The organism is Spirosoma litoris (genome assembly GCF_054776755.1).
The window spans coordinates 199,870-223,186 of sequence record NZ_BAAHBI010000036.1 but is presented as its reverse complement, the minus strand read 5'-3'; the positions used below and the strand labels follow the sequence as shown (position 1 = coordinate 223,186).

Below are 23,317 nucleotides of genomic sequence, written 5' to 3'. Positions count from 1 at the left end.
TACCAAACTGTTTTATCAAACTCTCAAAAGTGAAGTGTCCGGCTAAATAGGACCACCCCAAGTAATCGACTGTATCACTTAGGTGAGTGGCTAGCTCCTGGTCTACCTTGCTGCCTTCACTCTTCTTGCTCTTGGTGTAGTCGATGTTCAAGGGGCTGTTGTCCATGCTGATCACCGTGGCCTTTGCCCGTATGCCATCCACCCGTACCCGGATCAGGCTGGTAGTACGCTCGGCAAACACGTTGCTAATGTCCTTAAACTTGTCGATGTGGGGAGGGTTGTAATTAAGCGGCTGTGTAGAAACCTGCCAATTTCCAGAAGCCTCCAGAATGTCAGCCACTTGCTGGAACATGCTTTTTGTAGAGCCTGCTGATTTATTCTTACCATTGCGGTCTCCAGTCAGTACGGCCTGTTTGGTCTTGTGCCCCTCGTACTCGGTGGCGATCATCGTGGCCAGCGTCTGGGCCATCGTCATGGCCACCCCGTCCGCATCCATTGCTGGCTCTTTACAGTAGAGATTATCTATAAGCCTGGCCGTGGTGTAGTCGCTCTGCCATAGGGTAGCACTGGTAAAGTGAGCGTTAAAGTCCAGGCTTATCTCCAGCGGTAGGCTAGGGTTATAGAGTGGCTCCCCGCTAAAGGCGGCTCTCCCCTCCTGTTCGTCGCTCTCATCCTTGATTACATGGATCGCATGTTGGAAAGTCGGGTAAAAGTTATGCGGCATTTTCGTCAGCCGCTTTCCTTCCACTTCCACCTCATACTCCAGTTTGGTGAGACTCTTTTTCAGCGTGTCTAAATAGTCATCGGGCAGAAAGGCCAAATTATCCCGCGTTTTTACTTCCAGGAAAAAGTACTTTTCGGGCTCGGTTTTGGAAAGCTCTTCTATGTCATACATCCACTGGCCTCCTAGATCCCAGGGAGGAGAACTAAAAACCGCTAACATCTGGTGGAATGTAGAGTCAAACTTTCCCACATTGGCCCGTAACGTCGGCAGCACCACCTTAAGCCATTCCTTTTTAAAGTTCAGCCCTTCGTCAATGACGTATAAATCGTAGTTGGCCCCCCGGTTTTCGGCAGCGGCCATTTTGAAACTCTCAAACTCGATCACAAACCCATTCGGAAAACTAATACAGTTCTCCCAAATGTCGGGCGCTTCATAGGGTCAGTCGAAGTGTGCCGGTGGCTCTCTCCAGAGCACAAAACAGCCGGTGCCGGTCTTAAAGTCATACTCCTGAATGCCGTGTCGTTTCCAGCCTGCTTTTAAGCCAGAGGTCAGTTTCGATTTGGCCTTTTTAATGGTTGGAACGCCCCAACCGCATTTGGCCTTTGGGAGCTCATCCGAGGCCAGGTATAGAAAATCGGAGAGCGTAATGGATTTGCCAGAGCCCCGGCCTCCAATCATTCCGGCAATTTTGAAATGATTGGTAAAAACGGCCTCCAGGAATGTGGCTTGTTTTTCGTTCACTTCCACCTCCAGCGTGTCACTTTCCAGAACGTCCCGATTTTGGCCGCTTGCTTTATTCTCCGATTTCATAGGTTGTCGTTTCGACTTGTTTAGGCTCCTGGCCAGCGCTGTTATTTAGGGTTAATTGCTTCACTTTAAAGACCACTTTTGAGGGCTTTTTGTAGGTGTCCGCGTCCACCACTTTCTGGTTATCGTAAGCACCATCTATTTTGGCCGCTTCTTTCAACAGCAGCGAGTAATTGTAAAAATCATCGGCATCCAACGCTCGTTTTGCGGCATCTCGGAACATTTCGGCGTATAGATCCTTTACGCCCTCTTTGGCCCTAGATTGGCGCAATTCAGCGAAAACAGCGTAAGAAAGCGTTAAGATTTCCCTGGCTCTCCGTTCCTGGAGCTTGCTGGAATTTTTCAGCATGGCCAGTACCTGGCTATCGGTGTGGCCCTGTTTTAACCAGGCTCTGGCTGAATCGATTTTATCCCAGGTGGCCCACTGATCCGGTGTGAGCTCACCACCCTCTAAAAGATAGGCCTGGAAAACGTCCAATTCGGCCCGTACTTTCTCCAAGTACTTATTATTACTCTTTAGTTGCTTCATAGCTCAATAGTCTAAGGTCGTCTTTGTATTGCTCCAGGATGGCCGTTAGCCGGGCCAGCTCCTGTTTCCAGGCCGTGGCGTTTTTGTGTTCTGGCCGTTCTTCTAGTTTGGTTTGATACTTGGAGATATTGACCCGCGTTTTCTGGATCTCCAGTTTGATCTCTGCCGCATGGAGCCCCTGGCTGGCCATTGTGGGCTTGGCTTCTTTTTCGTCACGTCGTTTCTGGCCGGTGGCGGCTTGGTGCCGGGCATCTTTCCAGCGCTCCCGAATGTCCAGAATTTGCGCCACAACGGGCTTACGGCCTGCTACGTCGTTCGCGTCAAAATCGGCCAGGGTATTACTCAAAAGAGCGGCCTCACGGTGTAGCCCTTCAGCCAGCACCATAAGCCGCTCTTTTTCCGATTCCGGGTTAGGTGCCGGAACGGTTAACTGTTTTTTTTTGCTGCTGCTACCTCTGGCTCTGTCGATTTTGCAGAAACAGGAGCGCCTGCCGGTGCCAATTTTTCGAGCTCGTCTATTTTCGTATCTTTCTCAATTAGCTTGTTTTTGAGAAAAGAAACCTCTTGCTCCAAGCTGTGTTTTTGATTCTCCAAATCCCGGTTTAATCCCTCCAGTCGGCCTAACTCCTGAATCCAGTTTTCTAAAATGGTTGGCTCCTGGCTTTCGGGTTGCTCTACCCGTTCGGCTTCTACGGCCTGCTCATAGTCGGAAAGTGCCTTTTCCCAGGCTGCTTTTTTGTGCTCGGTTTGGTCGGCATTATACGCCATTTCGGCGAGTTGCGCCGTGGCTAAAATTTGGCTTAATGTTGGTTTGTGTGTGCTCATTTGTTGTTTAAGAAAAAGAAGAATATTTGGTTTTACAGCAAAACCACAGCTCGTTTATCAAAATACTATTTTGGCACTAGGCCGATTTCGAGCCTTTTACTTTACCCTCCCCTGTAGCGGCTTCGGGTTCGTCGATTACGTCCACGTAAACGCCTGGATATTGTGCCTTAATAAATTCGGCATCGGCTACATTCATGGTCTCGCTCACCGAAACGTCACGGCCACCAATACCAAAGGTGAGGCCGGTAGACTGGTTCAAGACGATTACTTTTTTCATACTGGATTGATAAAAAATGGCCTCCCTATGAACAGGGAGGCTTTTTTGTGTTGAATTGATTTAGTGAAGGTGGTAAGAATTAGTTCGCCGAAACGCCTGCTAGCGTGACCGTATCAGCTAACGGCACATAGCCGAACATATAGCCATCCTGCTTGGCTTTGAGCGTCCATTCGCGTCGGTCTGAACCTTTGGCTCCAGAGGTGTGGGCAATCTCAAACTGAATGCCTAAGAACGACGAACCCACCACAACGCGTTTGCCATCGGTCAAGACCACCACGGCCACACATTCCGTATTCAGCAGCTTATCAATGGCTGCTACTTGTGCCTTGCCAAAGCCGGCTATTTTCACGTCCAGGCTTTGCTCCCAACTCTGATAACCTGTCGGGCCTTTTAAGGACTGGTCAATCTTTAGGGAGTTGTCCGATACCTGCACCTCAATAAACGTAGGGGCTGGCGCTCCGGTGGCTAGCGTAGGCGCTACGGCAGATTCCCCGTCTACAATATCCGCCCGTTTGGGCCATTCGGCTGTAAACTGGTCAGTCGGGATGAGAAACAACCGGCGACCGCCCCCAGGGTTGGCTACCTGTTGGGCCGTGCGTGGAATCGCGGCCAGGGTGGCTACGGCCATACCGTGGCTATCAAACAAGGATACGCCAGTGGTGGCTGTAACCACATAGCTGGCCAGCGGCATGGACACCACCCCGGCCACTACGTTGCCGGTCTCAGTGGCCACCAGCGCCCCGATAAACACCAGGGCTAAACTCATTAAAATCTTGGCAATCTTCATCTGTATTTGTTGTTGTTGGTTAATTGAACTCGAAAAAATGGATAAACTTTTGTCAACCGGCCACCCCTATACTGGTGGCCGGTTGGGCTAGTTAAACTTTGTCGTTTAAGAAGGTGAATTTGCCGAACCCGTAATCAAAACCGACACTCATCCGAATGTTGATTTTGATCGCTTTAACGTCTTTGACAACCGTCAACGTGTAAGCGCTTACGTCCTCGTTGCAGACGAAATTCATGTTTGAGCCTGGCGTAATGACCTGCGTCAATTTGCCCGAAAGGCCTACGTCTGGCACGATTGTAATGTTTTCGTACCCGTCGATTTTGGTCATGGTTTCGCCTGGCCGTACCGTGTTGGGAAACTTCGCCTGGCGTCGGCGGTTGATACTCCGAGCGATACCAGGAGAGCAACGATATTGCAACGGAATCTCCAGCATGGCCTGGTTAGCCGCTTCCACTACCTGGCAAAGTGCCAGCATTTGCTCGTAACTGTTGGTGTCGTCAATGGTGGCAGCAGCCGTTAACACGTTACTGGCTGGAATGTCTCCCGTTCCCGCTTGTCGGCCAGCGGTCAGCTTCGACAATAGGCCGGTAATGGCATAAGCCGAACCTGTATTAGCGGCATTCTTAACCGCTTTCCAGCTTGCTTTTTCCACCAGGTTGGCCCGTGCTGTGCGTAGAATCTGGGAAATAAAGAACACCTCGAACGGATTGGCTAGTACTTCCTTTTCCGAGCTCAAGCCCTTCACGTATTGCAGATACGAACGGTAAAGCGTTTGAATTTCGCCCGTGGTGAACTGCAAATCAATGTCCACATCTTCAAACGTTGGCACCCGTGCCCCGAACTGGAGCGCCCCCGCCGATGGGTTGAAGTCGTCCGATGCCGCCCGTAAAATATCCATGATCTGGAGGTTAATCAGCGGGCTCTTATTATCCGTCACCAGGAGCTGGTAGAGCTCCCGGATTTTTGCGTCACCGTCAATTAATACGTCGGTGATAATCTCCTTTCGGCCATCAAAAACCTGCATTAAGGCGCTTGGTAGCTTACTAAAATCGTACCCTTGTGTTTGTGCCATCTATAGCGTGTTGTTTACTGATTTACTTGTGTATTGAGAAAAAAATGGTTTTGTGGTTGCTTATTTGTTGGCTTTGCGGAAAGCCTCCAGCGCGGCCTGGTTGTAGGGCGTTAGGGCTTGCTCTCCCTTACTGGTTTCGTCACCCTCCGGCAGTTGAGCGCCTACCCCGGCTTGCTTCTCAAACCAGGCTTTGTATTTATCTCGGTCGGTTTGGGCTTCGGTGAGTGAGTTCTGGAGCGTGGTCTTATCGCCTTCCAGCGTTGCCTTTTCGCTCTGGAGCGTGTTCTTTTCGCTTGTTAGCGTGTCTATAGAGGCCTGGAGTGTACCTTTTTCGGTTTCCAGGCTGGTTACTTTGGATTCCAGGCCGGTGAGCTTTTCCTGGAGCTCCAGGGCTTCGCTGGTAAATTGGTTGTGCTCGTCGGTGGAGAGCTTTTCAGAAATTACGGTTTCGGACTTTCCGAAAAAGGAGGCCATAAATGCGGCCAGGGTCTGCTTTACTTGTGCCATAGATTGAATTATTAAAGAGTGAAAGAACGAATGAGTGAAAGAGTGATTTCGTGCGTCAGTAATTCGCTCATTCACTCATTCATTCTTTCGCTCATTGTCTTAGTTGATTGGCCTTTTTAATGGCCTGCTGGAGCGTTCCTTTAAAGTCGGCCAGGCCAATGGAAATGGCTTTATCGGTGCCGTACATTTTGGCCGTTTTCCATTCGTCGGATTTCAGCAGGCCAGCCCGGCCTCGCTGTACATAGCCCACAAATTGCTTTTGGCAGGTGTCCAGAATAGCCTGAATTTCGGCCCGTACTTCGTCGGTCAGCGGCTCGATGCCGTTGGCGGTGGCCTTGTCTACGCTATCGGTAGCCCGGAAAATTTCCACCTGGTAGCCTTGTTGCTCCAGCGCCTTGCTTTGGTCGGTGTAGACCATCAGCGTACCAATGGAGCCCATCACCGGCAAAGGAGAGTCCTCTACCCAGATGTAGCGGGCCTGGCTGGCGATAAAGTAGGCAGCGCTGGCACAAAAGTTCGTCCAAACGTCTACCGGCTTTTTCATGGCCCGGATAGCGTCAGCCAGCGCCCGTAAACCATCCACGGCCCCGCCCCCGGAGTCGATCCGTAGGAGTACGGCTTTAATGTCCTCCATCTTGTCGGCTACGGCCAGTAGTCCGGCTATATCCTCATAGCCCCAGGAACACAACCCGTACCGCGTGAGCGTGCCAATGATGGGAATGACACAAACACCGTCAACGGTGTACTGCGTGGCTACGTATTGATAGTAGGAGATTGTCCCGGCTAGTATATTCTTGCCGGTGGTTGCCAGGGTGGCCTTAATGGCCAGGCTTGGGTGCTCCGAGATTAACCCCGGTGCAATTGGCTCTTTTCCGGCCAGGATCCGTGGCCTGGCCATTGCCTCCATTCGAGCCGCAAAGGAGGCCTCCAAGTGCCAGAGTCCCGAAATGGTTAAAAGTCCATTCATTCAAAAAATGCGTTCTAGTTGTTGTTTACCGCCATTTGGGGGATTGTTGATGTAAAGTTGCCACGGCCAAAAGGCTCTGGAAAGGACATAAAAAAAACCAGCCGGTTCGGCGTTCCGATCTGGCTGGAGCTGGCTAATGATTGCGTTACTGAATTGTGTACCTTGTGGCGACTAATTAGATAGTGTCATTTTGAGGCTTCTAAGCCTAACGTTAGATTATACAACTTCTAAATCATTGTCAATCATGAAAATTAATAATTTAGGCCTTCTTATTCTTAGCCTCATATGCGTGGCTATGATTGCTGTGACTGGTAATTACATATTTTCTCTACCGGCTGACTTTTTCGTTTTACTATCTATTTGGCAGCGTCGGAGAGTAAATCAATAAAGCCTGTATTTGCACTATTAGGTTTACATAAAGCAGATTATATAACAATTGTGACTGACTATACCGTGTTCTATTATCACCATAAAAAATGAAATTGCCACGACCTATAAAGCTTGTGATTTCGATTGTTATGATGTTTACAGGATGGTTGCTATCAGGAATAGGATATACAATGTCTTCCGGTGGCCCCTATCTAAACACTTTTATATTCCTCCTTGGTTTTGCTATTGGAGGTACAGGAGCTCTTTGGATATTATTAATAGGCTTAGGAAGAGATTAGGTTATCATAATTGCACTTATACAACACGATTGTTTTATATTGAATGAGTAAGGAATTTTATCTAGAAAAGGCTTGGGACTGGACAAATCGCCTATATGACCCAACGCTAACTGATATTAGAAAGGCTATTGAAGAAATACAAAAAGTAGATACAGACTATGGGTTCCTGTATGTCTTAATAAATAACGACAGTGAACATATTTTGGAAGTTCATCATAATTTACGGGTCTCAATAGTGCTGTTTGGTGATCGTGGTGATGAATTGATAAAATACGCAGAAGATTGGGCTACGGTTGATAGATTATATCAATATCTCCTAGCAGGAAAATTAGACATATTAAAGGATTATTTCACAGAAGGACTACTACCTGCTTCTTAGGATATTCCCTTTACATAATCCTAGTTATTCAACTGATGTAAATAAAATGCAAAACGGCCAGTCCTAGATAAGATTGGCCGTTTGTATTTTACCCTTTTTCCGCCTGGCTTCGGAATTTGCGCCAATTCCACCACCCAAATAGCCGAACCCCGGCGTAATAGAGCTTATTTCGGAACCTGCCAGGGTTGAACCGTTCCATGAGCTCCAGGTAAACGCCATCTGCGTAAGCCCTAGCCGCTTTGGCGCTCATGGCCTGGAGCTCGGTATAGTTTACCGTAAATGCCTCCCAATCCATATATAACTTGTCGTGAGCAATTGCGGCCAGGTTCGTCTTATTGTCATAGGCTGGCAGTACGCTCTGGCTCCAGGGGGGTGTAGAATGGCAATCGGTCAGAAAGTCGGCAGGAATCAACAAAACCCGTAAATCAGCCAACTCGACTCGTATATCATGGTACACTAGCATTTGGTCGGTTTTGGGCAACCGGCTGGACATCACAACGATTAGGCTGTAATCCGTATCCAATCGACCAATAAAAATAGGTTCCCCTTGTTCCATGCTTACAATTCGCCCCGCCTATCAATGTTGCTTATTTCGCCCTGAATCAGCGCGTAAATCAGCGTCGTTACCGGCGTTTTGTCGGTGATGGGTAGGCCCATTTTCTTTAGGTCTCCCAGGGTAATGGCCTGGAAATAATCCCGCTGGCTGATGGCTCCAGCGGCTCCTGGTTCCACTACCTGGCCGCTGGCATTCACGAAAGCCCCCACCGTTTGGCGGGTTACGATCTGATCCGCATAGCGTTGCAGGCTGGCCTGGCGTTGGGCTACGGTTAGCGTTTCGTCGGCCTCTATTACGTCGGTCATTGGCTTACTGGTGGCCGTGTCCAGGGTGATGACCCGTACCTGTTGAACCATGTTCAAATCTTCGGTAATCACAAAGTTTAAATGCTTGCCTACCCGTTTAAATCCGGTTGGCTTTTCGTCGCTGATTGGTTGGCTAATTGAGTTCATCAGGTTGTTTGCGGTTAGTTGACTAAGGCCAGTTTGTAGGTCGTGCCATCAATTTCAATCGTTATGTATTGGGTGGTTTTTAGCGTCAGACCTGTAGTGGTGGTTGCTCCACCTATTCTAAACGCCCTAAGAGCTGACATAAAATAATTAATGAAGTAGCCGTAAGTCCTTACGCTGGTTGGTGCGGCAAGGCTCCCCGCCTGGATTTCGCCCTGAATTAATGCATTGCCAACAACGTGTAGCCGTTCCGTTGGCGCGGCTATCCCTATGCCTACGTTTCCGTTGCCTTGGATTCGCATTAATTCCTGGCTCGTCACTGGAGATGTACCCGCGTAGAATACGTGTATGGCCGAAGTGGTGTCAATTCGATACTGTAGCTTGCCATCATTTACCCCAAATCCATAAAATTGATGGTCGTTACCCGTATCATCATACAAGGCTATTTTTTTATTAGCGGCAATAGTGGCCAGTCGAAAGGAGTTCGTGATTTTGTCTATAATAACCGGATAGGCAACGGTTGAACTATAGGGTCGAAACTTTAATACAGCATCTATATCCACGCCGAGCTGATGAATGACCGCCCCCGGTACATGAAACTCTAAAATGGCGGGTGAGCCATTCCCATTACCAACTAGTTGGAGTGTTGCTACGCCAAAAGCCGTCTGTGCCATTGCCTGTCCGGTTGGCGTTCGACTATAGGATTCGATGCCGCCCTTAAACTGAGTTAGGCCAGTCCGGTAAACGGTTTCGGTATTGCCCCCGCCTGGCGAGTTGTCGCTGGCTCGTAACCAGGTGGATAGGTTGTTGTTGATGCCCGTCTTTACCCAATCGACTAAGGTCTTTAAGGTGGCCCGGACAAAGGCCGCTGTAGCTCTGCGGGGTAAGCCAGGGTTGGCATCGGGAATGTTGGAATCAATGAGCGCCTTTAGCGCTGTGTCGTCGGGTGCTGCCATTTGTTAGTTTAGGCGTTAAAGGATAAATCAAAAGCTAAGTCAAAATCTACGTCTGCGAAAAGTTGCGTAGCGTCGAAGGTTTCCAGGAACCAGGCCGGATGGGTGGCACGGCCCCGAAAGGTGAGCGTTTGGCTGTTGGTGGCTCCTACGGCCCTGGTGGCTTCCATCCGTAAGCCGTTGCCGCATTCTCCGGCCACGTAAGCCAGCCCGTTCCGGTCGAGCCAGAGAGCCAGCCAGCGCCTGGCTTTGTTCCGGTGTACCCAATCCAGTAGGCCAGTCTGGTTTTTGGGAATGGTGGCCACCAGCTCCAGGCTCCAGGCCGTTCCGGCTCCGCTGGTTTCGCTGCTCTCCTGGAAAGAGCCCCCGCCAATGGGAAAAATTAACTCCGTGGCTACGGATCCACCGGCAACGGCCAGGCCAAAACGGGAAATAATCCCTAGCGCTGGAGCCGGCCACTCTCCCGGTGGTGCAAGGGCCAGCACGGCCTCTATCGGTAGGAGCTTAAGCCGGGCCACCTGGCCAGCGTTGGGCTGTTGTTGATAGCTGCCAAAAGATTGCTCTGTTAGTACCATATTGACCATAAAAGTAATGGCCTAACAAGCCCCTGGAAAGGACGGAAATGCACCGCTTTTTTATAGCAAAAACGCCCTCCATTTGACATGGAGGGCGTTTTTGCCCGGCCTAAACTGCATAAATCCGGCCCAAACTGCATAGATCCGGCCTAAACTGCGCGTACCCGGCCTTTTTTGCGCAAAATATTTTTATCGACTCCCGGCCAACTCCCGGTTAGACTTATCCACCCGCTCCAGGTAATCCCGATAAATTTTGCGGACAGTATCAAAATCGATGTCCACGTCGGGCTCAATGTCGTAGCGCTGTAAAAAATTGCGGATGAACTTGGAGTACTCCCCGCCACATAATTCGTGCAAAGCTCTCACCTCACAAATGAGCGAACGGCGGAACTGTTCGTCTAAGGATTTAACCAGGCTGGCCAGCTTTTCGGGTGGCACCTCATGGCTAAAATTCCGGCAGCTATACCAGATAGATAATTTTGTACCCGATAGATCGGGAACCGGCAGCGTGTAGGGTATAGCTCTGGATACGCTGGAGATGTACGAGCCGATAAAGGAGCGGCCTCCTACATAAAGTGCGCCATCAACGATCTGGCCAAATTCGGGACTTAACAGGTACTTTTTTAAATACTTGGGTACTGAAAGAACAACACGTTTACGCATTTACCAGGGAGAGTTTTTTTCATATTATAGGTAGCTAACGGGATAGGTAAAGATACATATTTTTCAGCTAATATATACTCATCGAAAGTGTCGATAATTAGCTAAATGGCCTCTTGAAGCCATACCATGTAAGTACAGTACCATTGCCACGCTCTAACGTGTATCGCCACCTGATTTTATTGATATACTCTTTGGGTATTGAATAGGCTTCATCTTTATTTATAGGGGCATAATCAATGTCAATTTTCCATAAGGGAAGTTTATCGTTCCAACCCACGTAAATATCATTTAATATTAACCTGTACCTATTTTGTGTCAGTACTATCGTATACTTATTGCCACTTATCAAATCAGGCATTACAAAGCTTGCCTTGTCAGCATCCAGAGTAATGGTATCCTCACATATAAGTATAACTTTCAAAGGTTTATGAGAAATTTTCTGTTTACCTTCTTTAAAAAGTTTAACCGTAATTCGAGTATTTTGTGAAAAAGCTGAATAGCTTAATAGGAGAAGTAAATAGGTTAAAATTTTTCTTCGATAAGGCATGAGAGCAAGGCCAGTTAAATACACTATTCTCTCTATAAATTGAGTCATCAAACTTACCAAGAAAAATATCAATTGCAAATGGAGAACGAAATCTCCATTTGCAATTGATAAAGCAAAATCTATTTCCCTCTAAAGGAAGAAATAGCGCCTATCAGGTGATCCAAGCGCCCGGCCTGGTTGGTGCCCCAGACGGCTCCCTGTACGCCATCCACCGCATTTTTCACCTGGTAAACCGCACCCTCTACCGCGTTCACGGATCCCTTTAAACCACCTACCTGGCCAGCCATATTGTTTAGGCCGCTCTGGGTCGTACTGGCCAGGTTGGCCAGTGCCTGGTTATTGTTTCGGGTGAGCGTAGAAAGTGAGTTATCGATGTTGCTGGCCAGCGTACTCATAGCCCGCTTTAGATCCTCCCCGGTGGCTTTATTTACGTCGATAATTTCCCCCAAGAGTTTAATCTGCATTTTGCCCTGTTCTATGGCCTGGCTTTGCGCTTTTTGTCCTTCTGCCAAACCTCCAGCGGCTTCTGGATCATCATTCAGCACGATTCCCCCGTCATCATACCGGCGCTTGGTGCCCACAATGCCCCCATAGACAAACATGGGTCTGGAGTACTTGGCTGCGTCCAACAAACCGCCCTCCCGGAAAGCAGCGCCCCGGAATGCCGTACCACGGTAATCCGTTACGGGCTTGTTACGTCGGCCTGGTGTTCGGGCGTTTTTAAACATTTGCTGGATTAGCGGCATGTTAGCCGCCGTTTGCTCCCGGCTTATGATAGCCTCGTTGCCTTCCATTTCGCCCCGCTCCTGGCCGGTGGCCCGGTCGATGATGGCCAGCCCGCCCGTGCCGTAGCTGGAGCCGTGCCGCCCTCCCTGTGGGATAAAGCCCCCATGTGCAAACTGTGGGGTCGGTTGGTTGCGAATGCTGTTTACCTGGATAGCCGTCATTACCGCACTAGCAGCCGCAAAGACCAGGTTCACCGGCCAGAATCCCGAGGCCAGCGCTTTCAAGGTGGCCAGTGCTCCCGTAATCAATGCACTCGCTATATCGGCCTTTTTCTGAGCCTCCCAGGCCTTTGTTTTAGCGGCTACCTCTATGGCTTTGGCTTTCTTATTCTCGGCATCTATAGCGGCCTCCAAATCCTTTTTGTTCTGGATCCGGGTGGCTTTCTCCTGCTCCAGCAGTTTGAGTTTAGCGGCCTTCTCTTCTTCCGCCGTCTTGACTTTGGCCGCTGCTTCGTCTTTGGCCGTTTGGATCAATTCTTTGGCCTTGTCCTTGTCAGCCGTTTCTAACTCTTTGAGGAGCTTAATTTTCTTCTCGGCTTCGTCGGTCGCGTCTTTGGTCTTTTTCTCGTATTCCTCCTTGGATAATTTGGTCTTAACATCAAAGTCCTCTTTGGCCTGTTTGATCTCCAGTTCAGCCCGGTCTTTGCTCTCCTGGATCATCTTTTTACGGGTCGCTGAATCCAGCTCTGTCCGCTTGTTGATGCTGGCTATTTCCGCGTCTCGGGTGGCTTCGGCAGCGTCTATTTTTTGCTGCTTCTCATCTTTGGCGTTTTCTACCGCATCATCATGTACCGCTTTGGCCGCTGCTTTCTTTTCCTCCTTCTCCTGCTTGGTGCGGGCTATTTCGGCCTCCATATCGGCCTTGCCCTGCTCATTGCTGGCATTCGAGTAGAGCGTTTCCAGGGTCTTGATCTTGTCGGTTTCCTCCTGTTTTATCGACTTGATTTTTTCGCTGGATTCGCTCTTGGTTTTGTTTATGGCAGCGGTGGCATCGTTGATGGCGTTTTGTTCGGCGGCTACCTGGTCGTTGAGAATCGCTACTTTCTCATCCCGTTCCCGCCTGGCTTCGGCTATCTCCTTATCCGCCCGTTTTTGGGCCAAATCGGCCAGGAATTGCGCGGCCTGGCTGGCCATCTGGCCAATGGCTGCGTACTTCTCGGTGTTCTCCTGGAGTCGTTTTTGCCAGGCCTGTTGTTCGCCCGTAACAATCTTGTTGGCGTGGTCGATAAAGCCCGATAGATCCCCTTTCAGAATAGCGCTAAACGCCTGGCTGGTTTCCGTCCAAATCGCGTTCTTTTTCTCCTTCAGCTCGGTCTCTATCTTGGCGATTTCAGCCGCATTTTTGCCCGTGGCCAGCTCCCGCTCCGTTCGGTAGCGGTTTTCGATGGCCGTTAGGGTGGCATCTAATTGGGTCTTGTCGGTTATCTCCCTAGTGGCTTTAGCTTTTTCGGCGGCTTCTTCGGCATCTAGCTTTTGAATCGTGGCATTTAACTGGATGCTAAGCCGCTCCTGGTGAATCGCGGCCAGCTTGGTGGCATTGCCTTTGGCCTGGAGCTCCTTCAGGTCGAGCATAGCGTTTTCAGCTATTCGCTCCTGTTCCAACACAAACTTGGTATTGGCCAGCCGTTTAGCTTCTTCTTCCTCGGTTTTCTGGCGCTTTTTCTCGGCAAATTCGCCTACCACCCTGGCCACCTCTTCCTCCATTTTGAGGTTTAGCGCGGCTATCTGTTTGGTCTTCAGCTCTTCGCTCTGAATGCCTCGCATAATGGCCTCTGCGGCTAAATCCCGCTTGGCTCCGATCCTGGCAATCTCCCGCTGCATCTCGTCTTTGATGCCTGCTATGTGAGCCTCGGCTTCGATTTGCGCCAATTCCTCCAGCGCTTTCTGGTTGGCCTTTTCCCGTTCTTTCAGTGCGGCTTCGTGGTCTTTCTGCTCCTGTTTACGGGCTTTGTCGGCTTCTTTCTGTTGGGCGGCAAGGGCTTTCTTTTGCTCGTCACTCAGCCCTTTGGCGTGGGCTTCGCCCTGCTTCTTACCGGCAAATTCGGCCTTTGTCACGCTGGCCGGATCCGCCCAAATAGCCACCACGGCAGCGGCCCCGGCTTTGACGTTGGTTTTAACCCCTTCGATCACTTTGGCCCCGGCTGCTTTGGTCTGCTCCCAGGCCTTACCAGCGGCCTCATAATTGCCCGTTAGAAACAGGCTAATGGCATTGCCTAAATTCTTCATTACCCCCGCCGATCCTACGGCAAAATCAGCCAGCGTACTCCAGTAGGTGGTGACGACGGTTATCAATGTACCCACCGCTTTAACCAAGCCACTAATGACCGTAATGCCATAGCTCATGGTAGACAGGATGGCCGAAAAAACCGGCTTCAATTGCTCCCCGATTTCGGTTTTAAGTGCCTCGAAATTATCCCCCAGGTTCGAGGTTTGGCCGTCTAAGGTTTTCATCATTTCGGCATTCTGACCCGCTACCCCCTTCATTTGACCAAAGGCTACAATGGCCGCTTGAATGGCCTCCGGCGTATTCTTCACCGTCTGGTTCATCCCCTTAAAGGAAAGCGTGGTTTCGTCACCGGATTTTTTGGCTGTAATCCCGAACTCCTTAAGCCGTTCATTTTCGCCCGTGGCGGCATCCAGCGCGGCCTCTACCAATTGGTCAAACGTCTTGCCCTGGCTAGCGGCCAGGTCAGTGAGTGCCTTCATTTCGGTTTGGCTCGGCCTCATGCCCCGGTTCACCATTTTTATGTAGCCCTCGGTGAGCTCATCCACCGAAAAGGCGGTTTCGGAGCCTAGCTTTTTGAGCGCGGCCATCGAGCTCTGAGCCTCTTTCTGGCTCCCCAGTGCGGTCTCTAAAATCTTGCCGTACTTCTCAAACTTGCTGGTGGTCTCAAAAATGCTTTTACCGATGTCGATAATGAAGCCAATCACCTGGAGGGCCATCATGGCCTGAAACGCCGTCGATAGGCCTTTTACCCCGCTGGTTACTTTATTCCAGAGCGTGGGCTGGCCTAGATCCTCCCCGCCTTTTTTGAGCTTGTCCACCTCATCCTTGACGGACTTAAATTGTTTTTCGGCTTCGCCTAGCCGCTTAGATGCCGTTACAAATTCCTCCGTGCCTGGCTTTAAGGTTTTAAGGTCTTTGGTTAACTGCTTGATTAAATTGTCGAGCTGGCCATAGGTAAGCGTGGTCACATCGACCTCCTTTTTAAGCGCTGCCGTGGCCTTCTGTACGTCGGCTAATTCGGTCTTGTATTTCTTCCAGTTTTCGCTCCCCTTGCCGCCATCCTTTTCGATCTCGTTGATGGTCTTTCTAAGGTCTTTGGCTTTGGTGTTGAGCTCGTCAATACTCTTGCCTACATCCCCATTATTGAGCTTTAGGGTAAGGGTAGCTACCTCGTTTAGATTTAGTGCCATGGTTCGTCGCTACGATTAGTCGGAGAATGCCACTTTAAAGGCCCGGCTGGCCGTTAAGTTGCAGGCCGTGGCCAAATCAGAAAACAGGTAGGGTAAAACGTCTTTTAAGAGCGGATCCGAATAGATGCCCCGATAGCCGCGTACTACGTTGGGCATACTTCGGAACTTCATTTTAAGCGCCCAGGAAATCCGTTCCACGGCTTTGGCTTCACTGGCTGGATAGCGTCCGGCTGGATAGCCTGGCACCTTAATAAAATTGGCTGTTCCCACCTTTTCCACATAGCTCTCCATTGCCAAAAGTGGTGGTGTGCGGCTGTAGCCCATTCGCCGTAAATCCTTGATCCGGCCATAGCCAGCCATTTCTAGTTTAGCCGAAACGTAGTCCTCGCCAATGATGGCCGCTTCGTGTCGAAAGCTAGAAAGGAGCTCTCCGGTTAGGGTTAAGCCTGCCCCCTGGACTCGGCTAATAAATGCCTTTTCGGCCTGGAGAATGTACTGGTTGAGCACTTTGGCAGCGTCTCGGTTACTGGTGAGCCATTCGGCCCTGGCATCGCCCCGGATGCCGGTAGTTTGTTCCATAGCTTGCTGTTTTGGGAGCAAGCTAAAACCGTGAGCAGGTGGCTAAAAGGACGTAAAAAGCCACGGCCAGCCAGCCGTGGCTTTTAATAAAATAAGTAGGCAAGAGCGATTATGCTTAACTGAAGTTTAACATATATCCAATACCGTATTTCTCCCCTTAAAAAAACGGGAAATCTCCCGTTGACAATTTTAGAAATATATAAACTATAAACAAACTAATGGATACTTTAAAATTGAACTTTAAGAAGATTATTTAGCATTACTTACCAATTAGATAGCTGTCAACATTCCTAATTTATACTCAAAATAGCGTATATCGCTTTTGGACATCTTATCATAAGAACTACCTGTTAATAAATAACATATTACTAGATAAGATAGCATTACACTAAAAAATAGATTCAAAAATCAGTTATCGACTATAAGTAAAACTATCATATGTTACTCATATTTTATTTTTTAAACTTTCTAAGATTCAAAATACCATATTAGTAAAATTAAATATTTAGTAAGAGAATTGCTTCCAGAAAACCATACCAATAACATAAGTATTACTCATCACTCTTAAAGCCCAAATGTTATGTACACACTTATGTCTACCTTCAAAACCCTAGTAATTTTATTGGTGATTTCTGTAGCAACCCGAGTGATTGCTCAAACATCAGCCTCCTATGTGGTACCTACTAATAGTAGTTACTCTTCTTCCGTACCACCTGGTTGCTCAATTGGTTATCTTTTCGGCACGACTGTCGATACGGAAGGTTGTCAGGTCAACTGGACAGCTACTAATGCTGAAGCTCCCTATAATTCTGGCGTCACAATTTCGTCAGGCTTTGGGACTTTTGTGACCTGGAAAAATGTAAATGGTAATGCTACATTAACTGCGACAACGCATGATTGTAAAAATGCGTCGAGCAACGGAGTAACAGCTACCTATTCGGTCCCTATTCTTTATTTAGGTCCTATTGGGGCTTTGTCTGTCAATGGCTCATCTGGTAGCCCACAAACTATTTCGTGTGGATCACAGACTGTTACCTTTACCGTTGGAGCAGCTACCAACGCAACTAATTATAACTGGGATTATTCGAGTTTGTCTGGCTGGACTTATGTTAGTGGGCAAGGCACGACCACACTAACCATGACAAGTTCGGCGGGTTCTGGCGGCAATATCACTGTTACAGCAACACGGAGTGGCGCTGGTTGCAATTCCTCATCAACGTCCACCACTATCCAACGCCCAACTCCTGGGGGATCAGCCAGTATCTCTACGCCTGATTTGTTCTGTAGTGGCAGTTCCCAATCTGTTTCGGTGGCAAATTTACCAGCGGGGGCTAGTGTATCAAGCTGGCAAAGCTCTGGTAACTTGTCCTTATCTCCATCCGGTTCATCGGCAACGGTTTCTGCTACTGGATATAGTCCTGGTACAGCCTATATTACAGCAAATGTTGCTGATTGTGGCACAACGGTTCCTATTACCAGAGAAGTTTACGCAGGTCCTCCGAGCCATAACATTACTGGGCCAGGGGAAATATGTATCTACAATTCGTATTATTACGCTCTAAATACCCCAAGCTCTTATGAACATGCAACTTATTCTTGGTCAACAAGTTCGCCTAATTTAGTTGCTATTAGTAGTGGTACCTCAGAGGCTAATGTAAGTGGTTCGGCCACTGGAAACTATTATCTTAATGTCACTGGTACAAATGCTTGTGGTAGTGCATATTATAACTACTTAGTGGTAGTTAATAATTGTAGCGAAACCACTAGAGTTTATCCCAATCCAGCAAGGGACAATGTGACCCTTGAATTTTTAAACGCAACCACTGTAGAGTCTTTACCAGACCAAATTGATTTAATTGGCGCGAATTCAATGAAACCAATTCATTCACTGAACGTCAAGGATGCGCACAAAAATAATAAACTGGTCAACGGGAATAGCCTTCAATTAAATGTCAAGGATGTACCAAGAGGGGTTTATTATTTACATATTAAAAGCGGTAGAACACGCGGAAATCCTTTAGAAAAAATCCGGGTAGTAATTGAGTAGAATCCTTATCATTTAAGCAGTGGCTTTCTAAATAGAAACACCGTCTAATGACGGTGTTTCTATTTAGAAAGCCACATTCTATTCCAACTATTTTTCGTTTTACTTATGACGATTATTCTGTCTTCATGATTCACATTAGAGTTTTTTCATATAAAAATATTACTCTTCTTCCCAGTAGTTTTTTATCTTACTCATAGGCCAATGCACCCCATATTTACCAACTCTGTAGACGCACGTGTCACCTTCGGACTCCATCACATTCTTATTTTCCGCCCACAATGTCCTGAGTAGACCTTTCCTTTCTTTAGTTAACGAATGCACTAAAACATTATAATGTTCTTTGGTAATGGGTTGGCCTTCGTTTTGCATTTGCCAGTTCATAATTCTGAAAATGCCTGTGGCGAAAAAATTTCTACCCCACGGTGCTTCTCTCAACTCGTCGGCTAATGCTTCGCGCGAATATTCTTTAGGCTTATGTTTTCCGGGAAACCCCTTCCCCCCATACTTACTTTTGAACAAATTGCGCTTCGGAAAGAATTTAGGAATTTTTGAATTCATGGTTTTAAAGAGGTTAGAGTTAGCCCGAATATACCTTTTTTTCAATTCTCATTATAACCGATTATACCCTATTAATAAATCGGTTAAGCCCGTACCAGGAGCGCCCTGGCTGGCTCTTTGATGGGTAATGAAATGGAGATTTTAGCCGCAAAGTAATCCATGCCATTAATGTGCACTTTTTGGGAAAAATCCAGCCTGGCCAGGTCTACCTCCGTTAAGTCCAGGGAGCGCTCCACATAAAACCGGCGTGCCCGGTGCTGCTCCGTCATTGGCCAGAATGTAGCGGCCAGGCCTTGCGGCCCTTTCCAGTACAGCGAGTAATTGCCCCGGCTGGCCGTGGCCGTTGGCTTGCCACTTACCAGGCCATTCCAGAACAAAAGCCGTGGACTAAACTTGTTAGCCAGTTGGCTAAACTGCTCCGTAATGCCTACCTGTTTGGTGATGGCCAGGCCGGTGGCCGGATCCGTTAACAGGGTAGAGAATTGGCTGGTTAAAGGGCTAATGGTGGTTTCTTCGGCCAGCTCTGGGGTTAGATAATCGGCCAGAATATCCGGCTTATCTTTGGTCAATGCGTCGTTTGTGTCCAGTACGCTACCCAACTGGAACCGCCTGGCCATTTCTGGCCGCTTTTTAAACGTTTTGAGCGCTTTTTTGCTCCAGTCGATACTCGTAGCCGCTTTATGAAACGAGTCCGTGAAATCGAGCCTAATAGACCTATCCACCGTGTCCACCGTCATGGCCAGGTTAAAGAGTTTTCGGAGCTCCAGGAAAAATACGGGAATGGTCATTTCGGGCAAGTGCTGGCGTAGCTCTATCGTCGTTCTCCCATCTAGCGCCCTGGTGTTGTAGAGTAAGAGCTGGCTTAAGTCGGGATCCTCCAGGAATTGGCCCGAAAGCGTAACGCCCGTTAATTCGCCAATCCGTAACAGGATCTCTTTTAAAAACGGCATGGGTACGATTGGCCCCGGCGTAGTGTAGGCTCCGGCGGTGTAATTATTGACCGTTCCACTGTAGGAAATGGCCCCGCCGTTGTTGCTGTAAAAATCACTATTCAGGATAGCCGGAAAGGCCACCACGTCCCGGCCAAACGATTGCAGTACCGGCGTGAGCACTCCCGGCACGGCTAGAGTCCCAAAAGAGAGCTCTGGCAGCGTTTTGGTTTGTAAGTCGCCAAATAATTCACCTAATGGCTGAACCACCGCCAAAGCGAACGTTTCGGCTGCTTCGGTCAGGATGGCCACCCCGCCCTGGAGTAGTTGGCCATTATAGTACTTCTCACAATTGTAGCGCATTCCTAACGCGTCACTTTGGAGTAAATCAGGAAAGCCCATAATGATCCGGTTCCGGTTGGTGGCCGGTAGAGCTGGCACCGTGGACGAACTGCTTAAAATATCCTCATATACCAGGTACGGGTTTACCAGCTCCAGCGAAACCTGGAGTTCTGGCGTAAGATCTACGGCCTGGCCGTTTAGTCTAATTTCTAGGCTCATCTTAGAGTTGAGTGGCTTTAAAATACAGTCGATCCATTGAGGCCAGCGTAACCTTATCGTTTAGGCCTACGTATTGATAGCCATCACTATTGATGGCTATATTCTGGTCAAAGCGCAAAACCCCGTTCTGGTAAATTTTGAGATTTACGGAGCTGTTTGGCGTACCATACACACTAAACCGCCAATCCGTTGGACGAACGGGAAAGTTTACATCCGTCGAATATTGCGGATACACGTAAGCCCTGGACTGGCCTTGTAAATCCCAGGTATTGCGGTATTGCCAATTTTCACCGTGCCCGGATCGCCTGGCTGATACCATTCAAAGGCAAACTTATTGCCGTTGTTGGCCCTATAGCGCCATTCTCCCCCAGGCACGGCCACCATGTAGAGCTCCGGCGCGGCTGTGCAACTGCCATAGGTATCGGCATATACTTGGGTATTGAGTAAACTATACTCGGCCTCGGCCTTGCTGTCCGCGTCGGCCTGGCTGATTTCGGAGCCGTACTTTCCGGCAGGAATGCTAATCGTGGCCACGTCGCCAATGGCTCCCCCGGTGCACGTGGTACGCTTGTAGGTGGTTACTCGGGTGAGTGCCTGGCTTGGGTAGGGCGTGGATCCCGGCGTAACGCCTGGCAGCGGTAAACTTTCGATGTAGTCAGGATCTCCCGGCTGGTTGGGCTTTTCGGTAACGGGTTTAAACAGCGTGTTCGTGTCGGCATAGTAGCGCTGGAGTTTCAGCGAGCGCCCTTTTCCGGTTCGCTTGCCAAAACTATCCAGGATCTGCACCACCCCGGCCCCCTGCCATTTCATCGGCCTGGCTGGCGTGGCCGGTGCGGCTGGCATAGTGGAATGGTTGTACTGTGGGGTGCTGAATCGAAAGGTAAAGTTTCTGGCCAGTAGATCCGTGTTATCTTCTTTGTCTACTAAACTGTTGGTGACTAGCTCCAGTGCCTGGTGGCCCCGGCTGTCAACCAGATAAATCTCTTTCGATAGCATCAGCTCATCTAAGTGTTTGAGCTGGTGGTGTGCGGCCTGCTCGAAATAGCCGGTGCTCACGGTTAACTCTCTGGAGCCTACCAAATGAATGACCCGTAATTCGGCATAGTCGGCAGCGGCTCCGGCAGGCCGCTCCAGCTCTGCCGTGGTGCGTTGGGTGGTTAAGGTTTCAGCTCCTTCGCCCAATAGCCGCAGGGTGTCCCAACCGCCCAGGCTATTGGCAAACAAAAGCCATCGCTCCTGGCTTCGATAGCTGTGGTCTACTCGGTAGGTGCGTACCTGGCTCAATCGGTTTCGATCCTGATCCGATAGCCAAACTTCGTAATAATCGACCGTTGCCGGGTTTAGGTTTAGCGCTGCCGGGTGAACGGGTACGCTCACCACCTGGAACGGCTGGCCACCCGCTAACGCCCCGTATTCGAGTGTTTCATAACCACCACCCACATAATGCACCCGATAGCGCCTAATGATGCTGGCCGGTGCTGGTGAGAAATTTAACAGAAAGTATAAAAACTCCTGCTGGTTCTCGCCAATGGTTTTGCCATCGGGTTGCCAGGTTAAAAAGGGTCGGTTCTCACTCATGTAGCTGGTAAAGAACGAACTCCCCCAGGCCAGAAAGTCCCGCTCATTCAAACCGGCCTTAAGAATCCACTGGCTGGCATTTTGTTTAACGGATTCGGCCAGCAGTACGCCGTTATTTTCCACCGACTCCTTAACAATGTAGGGCATTGTCAGCGTGGAAATGATGGCCATATCGTTGGCCCCAAAAGCTGGTTTGGTGAAGGAAAGAAAGCCATCTAATAGCTCATCTAACTGAAAAAATGCCCCTTCATACACCACCATACCGGCCTGGTTAGTAGGTGGTTTTTCAGAGCCTGGCATTTTTACCAGCCGCTCAAAGGTGGTCGATCCGGCAAAGTTTGGAATCAGGAGCTCCAGGAAATAACGTAATCCGGCGCGGCTGGGTAGGCTGGTATTGGCCGGATCCATTACCTGCTCTATTTTATTCCTGGAGAATTGCACCGGCAGAAAGGCCAGGCTGGAATTTAGGGGGTCAATAAACATAAAAAGAGCTCAACTTTGGTTTTAGCAAAGTTGAGCTCTCTAGTTAGTAGCTAAAAGGACGGAATAACTTGACGAAAAGCCGTTAATCAATATGCTTCGTATTCAAAAGTACGCTCATTGTCAACATTACTGCTGGGAACCTTCTCAACTTGTTTGATTAGAAAACCGTTTGAGTCATACGTGTTTATATAGGTCACGCCTGTCACATTTACCACATTAACGCTATAGCTCTGAATATTTGGTTGGCCAGTAACTAATCCATAAAATGGATTAGGTGCAGCCGTTGCCGTATAATTTGTAATAGGGGTAGAGTTATAGCTAGATTCTATTTTGGTAATATTACCATTGTTATACGTAATTAGATCTATTTGCTGAACATTAGCACTAGATGTGTTGGTAACTTTAATTGGAGCCTTACCAGTACCGTACTCTAAGGTGTATGTATTTGTTAATACGTACGTGCCAGGGTTTGCACTATCCTCATATCGCTTGACTGAAGTGATGTTCCCACTATTATCGGAGGAGTAATCATAACGTTGATTATAAGTATCTGTGAGTGGACTTACAAATTGAACTAAGCGACCTTGTTCATCATACTTAAAGGTGGCAACTCTGGCAACTCCGCCAGTCTCAACCAAAGATGAACTCCCAGTACGAGTAATAGAATTAGCTAGCTGACCTTGGCTATTATAGTTATAAACGGTTGAAGAGTAAAGCCTTAATCCAGTAGAAACCTCTCTTTTAATCCTAAATTTTTGGCCTGAAAGTGCTGTAAGCTGATGGTCTTGACAGGAAGATAGCGCAACTAAAAAAATTAAACAAACAAACAAACAAACTTGTAAGGTTGAATCGCATTGTAAAAGAATTAAAGTGGTTGTTTTAAATTATTTAGCGCAATAAATGAATAGATTCCTAGTTCTCCAATGATTTATTGTTGCCCAATAATTAATGTTAGCCAAAGCACAAGATACATTAATTTATCTACAAGAACTTCCTTGTATTTTCTGTTAGAAATTTCTGGTAAAGGCTCTGGTGGATTAATTGGAATTTAACCCAAATCAGGAGCCATTGGCCCGAAAATACAGCGGCCCCGAT

Annotated in this window: 25 protein-coding genes; 2 read left to right on the top strand and 23 right to left on the bottom strand. The window is 48.5% G+C overall.

The features are described 5' to 3' along the window. The 10 genes from ACYVGR_RS23230 to ACYVGR_RS23185 form a co-directional block, all read right to left on the bottom strand. Positions 1–1,084, bottom strand: a 1,084-nt coding sequence (locus ACYVGR_RS23230; protein WP_460961200.1) for a hypothetical protein, incomplete at its 3' end; no start/stop codon positions are given. 78 nt (positions 1,085–1,162) lie between these two features. Then, positions 1,163–1,534, bottom strand: a complete 372-nt coding sequence (locus ACYVGR_RS23225; RefSeq protein ID WP_460961198.1) for a hypothetical protein — start codon at positions 1,532–1,534, stop codon at positions 1,163–1,165. Beyond that, a complete protein-coding gene (locus ACYVGR_RS23220; protein ID WP_460961196.1) occupies positions 1,518–2,060 on the bottom strand; it encodes a hypothetical protein in 543 nt (180 codons plus the stop codon). Before ACYVGR_RS23220 ends, ACYVGR_RS23225 begins: the two co-directional genes overlap by 17 nt. Then, positions 2,041–2,445, bottom strand: coding sequence for a hypothetical protein (locus ACYVGR_RS23215; protein ID WP_460961194.1), 405 nt, complete (start codon positions 2,443–2,445; stop codon positions 2,041–2,043). Before ACYVGR_RS23215 ends, ACYVGR_RS23220 begins: the two co-directional genes overlap by 20 nt. Positions 2,446–2,486: 41 nt before the next feature. Continuing rightward, a complete protein-coding gene (locus ACYVGR_RS23210) occupies positions 2,487–2,885 on the bottom strand; it encodes a hypothetical protein (protein ID WP_460961192.1) in 399 nt (132 codons plus the stop codon). Positions 2,886–2,961: 76 nt separating this feature from the next. Continuing rightward, positions 2,962–3,162, bottom strand: a complete 201-nt coding sequence (locus ACYVGR_RS23205; RefSeq protein WP_460961190.1) for a hypothetical protein — start codon at positions 3,160–3,162, stop codon at positions 2,962–2,964. A gap of 79 nt (positions 3,163–3,241) precedes the next feature. Beyond that, positions 3,242–3,949, bottom strand: coding sequence for a hypothetical protein (locus ACYVGR_RS23200; protein WP_460961188.1), 708 nt, complete (start codon positions 3,947–3,949; stop codon positions 3,242–3,244). A 91-nt stretch (positions 3,950–4,040) separates the two neighbouring features. Next, positions 4,041–5,021 carry a hypothetical protein gene (locus ACYVGR_RS23195; RefSeq protein WP_460961186.1) on the bottom strand — a complete coding sequence of 327 codons (981 nt, stop codon included), beginning with the start codon at positions 5,019–5,021 and terminating at the stop codon, positions 4,041–4,043. 60 nt (positions 5,022–5,081) lie between these two features. Continuing rightward, positions 5,082–5,528, bottom strand: coding sequence for a hypothetical protein (locus tag ACYVGR_RS23190; RefSeq protein WP_460961184.1), 447 nt, complete (start codon positions 5,526–5,528; stop codon positions 5,082–5,084). Positions 5,529–5,619: 91 nt separating this feature from the next. After that, the gene (locus tag ACYVGR_RS23185) at positions 5,620–6,495 is read right to left on the bottom strand and encodes a S49 family peptidase (RefSeq protein ID WP_460961182.1); all 876 of its coding nucleotides are present in this window, start codon (positions 6,493–6,495) and stop codon (positions 5,620–5,622) included. Positions 6,496–7,206: 711 nt separating this feature from the next. On the opposite strand from ACYVGR_RS23185, the gene ACYVGR_RS23180 reads away from it, so the two are divergent. Beyond that, positions 7,207–7,542, top strand: a complete 336-nt coding sequence (locus ACYVGR_RS23180; protein WP_460961180.1) for a hypothetical protein — start codon at positions 7,207–7,209, stop codon at positions 7,540–7,542. Between the two features lie 88 nt (positions 7,543–7,630). Here ACYVGR_RS23180 and ACYVGR_RS23175 read toward each other — a convergent pair whose 3' ends face one another. The 8 genes from ACYVGR_RS23175 to ACYVGR_RS23140 form a co-directional block, all read right to left on the bottom strand. After that, positions 7,631–8,098 (bottom strand): DUF1353 domain-containing protein, encoded by a 468-nt coding sequence (locus ACYVGR_RS23175; protein WP_460961178.1) that lies wholly within the window; start codon positions 8,096–8,098, stop codon positions 7,631–7,633. 2 nt (positions 8,099–8,100) lie between these two features. Continuing rightward, positions 8,101–8,550, bottom strand: a complete 450-nt coding sequence (locus ACYVGR_RS23170; RefSeq protein WP_460961176.1) for a hypothetical protein — start codon at positions 8,548–8,550, stop codon at positions 8,101–8,103. A 14-nt stretch (positions 8,551–8,564) separates the two neighbouring features. Then, positions 8,565–9,503, bottom strand: a complete 939-nt coding sequence (locus ACYVGR_RS23165) for a hypothetical protein (RefSeq protein ID WP_460961174.1) — start codon at positions 9,501–9,503, stop codon at positions 8,565–8,567. Between the two features lie 8 nt (positions 9,504–9,511). Next, complete coding sequence (locus tag ACYVGR_RS23160; protein WP_460961172.1) at positions 9,512–10,084, bottom strand: hypothetical protein; 573 nt, start codon at positions 10,082–10,084, stop codon at positions 9,512–9,514. A 180-nt stretch (positions 10,085–10,264) separates the two neighbouring features. Further along, positions 10,265–10,738, bottom strand: coding sequence for a hypothetical protein (locus tag ACYVGR_RS23155; protein WP_460961170.1), 474 nt, complete (start codon positions 10,736–10,738; stop codon positions 10,265–10,267). A 97-nt stretch (positions 10,739–10,835) separates the two neighbouring features. Further along, on the bottom strand, positions 10,836–11,285 hold the full coding sequence (locus ACYVGR_RS23150; RefSeq protein WP_460961168.1) for a hypothetical protein: 450 nt from the start codon (positions 11,283–11,285) through the stop codon (positions 10,836–10,838). Between the two features lie 119 nt (positions 11,286–11,404). Further along, the gene (locus tag ACYVGR_RS23145; RefSeq protein ID WP_460961166.1) at positions 11,405–15,487 is read right to left on the bottom strand and encodes a hypothetical protein; all 4,083 of its coding nucleotides are present in this window, start codon (positions 15,485–15,487) and stop codon (positions 11,405–11,407) included. A 15-nt stretch (positions 15,488–15,502) separates the two neighbouring features. After that, the gene (locus tag ACYVGR_RS23140) at positions 15,503–16,066 is read right to left on the bottom strand and encodes a hypothetical protein (RefSeq protein ID WP_460961164.1); all 564 of its coding nucleotides are present in this window, start codon (positions 16,064–16,066) and stop codon (positions 15,503–15,505) included. Between the two features lie 592 nt (positions 16,067–16,658). Here ACYVGR_RS23140 and ACYVGR_RS23135 point away from each other — a divergent pair. After that, positions 16,659–18,113: a T9SS type A sorting domain-containing protein gene (locus ACYVGR_RS23135; RefSeq protein ID WP_460961162.1), complete on the top strand. Its 1,455-nt coding sequence runs from the start codon at positions 16,659–16,661 to the stop codon at positions 18,111–18,113. Between the two features lie 159 nt (positions 18,114–18,272). Here the strand turns inward: ACYVGR_RS23135 and ACYVGR_RS23130 are convergent, their stop codons facing one another. The 5 genes from ACYVGR_RS23130 to ACYVGR_RS23110 all read right to left on the bottom strand — a co-directional run bounded on the left by ACYVGR_RS23130 (position 18,273) and on the right by ACYVGR_RS23110 (position 23,052). Then, positions 18,273–18,671 (bottom strand): hypothetical protein, encoded by a 399-nt coding sequence (locus tag ACYVGR_RS23130; RefSeq protein ID WP_460961160.1) that lies wholly within the window; start codon positions 18,669–18,671, stop codon positions 18,273–18,275. A gap of 83 nt (positions 18,672–18,754) precedes the next feature. Continuing rightward, the gene (locus ACYVGR_RS23125) at positions 18,755–20,161 is read right to left on the bottom strand and encodes a hypothetical protein (RefSeq protein ID WP_460961158.1); all 1,407 of its coding nucleotides are present in this window, start codon (positions 20,159–20,161) and stop codon (positions 18,755–18,757) included. A gap of 1 nt (position 20,162) precedes the next feature. Further along, the gene (locus ACYVGR_RS23120; protein WP_460961156.1) at positions 20,163–20,396 is read right to left on the bottom strand and encodes a hypothetical protein; all 234 of its coding nucleotides are present in this window, start codon (positions 20,394–20,396) and stop codon (positions 20,163–20,165) included. Beyond that, entirely contained in the window at positions 20,369–22,222 is a 1,854-nt protein-coding gene (locus ACYVGR_RS23115; protein ID WP_460961154.1) for a DUF5977 domain-containing protein, read from the bottom strand. Before ACYVGR_RS23115 ends, ACYVGR_RS23120 begins: the two co-directional genes overlap by 28 nt. 86 nt (positions 22,223–22,308) lie before the next feature. Then, positions 22,309–23,052, bottom strand: coding sequence for a hypothetical protein (locus tag ACYVGR_RS23110; RefSeq protein WP_460961152.1), 744 nt, complete (start codon positions 23,050–23,052; stop codon positions 22,309–22,311). Between the last annotated feature and the right edge of the window lie 265 nt (positions 23,053–23,317).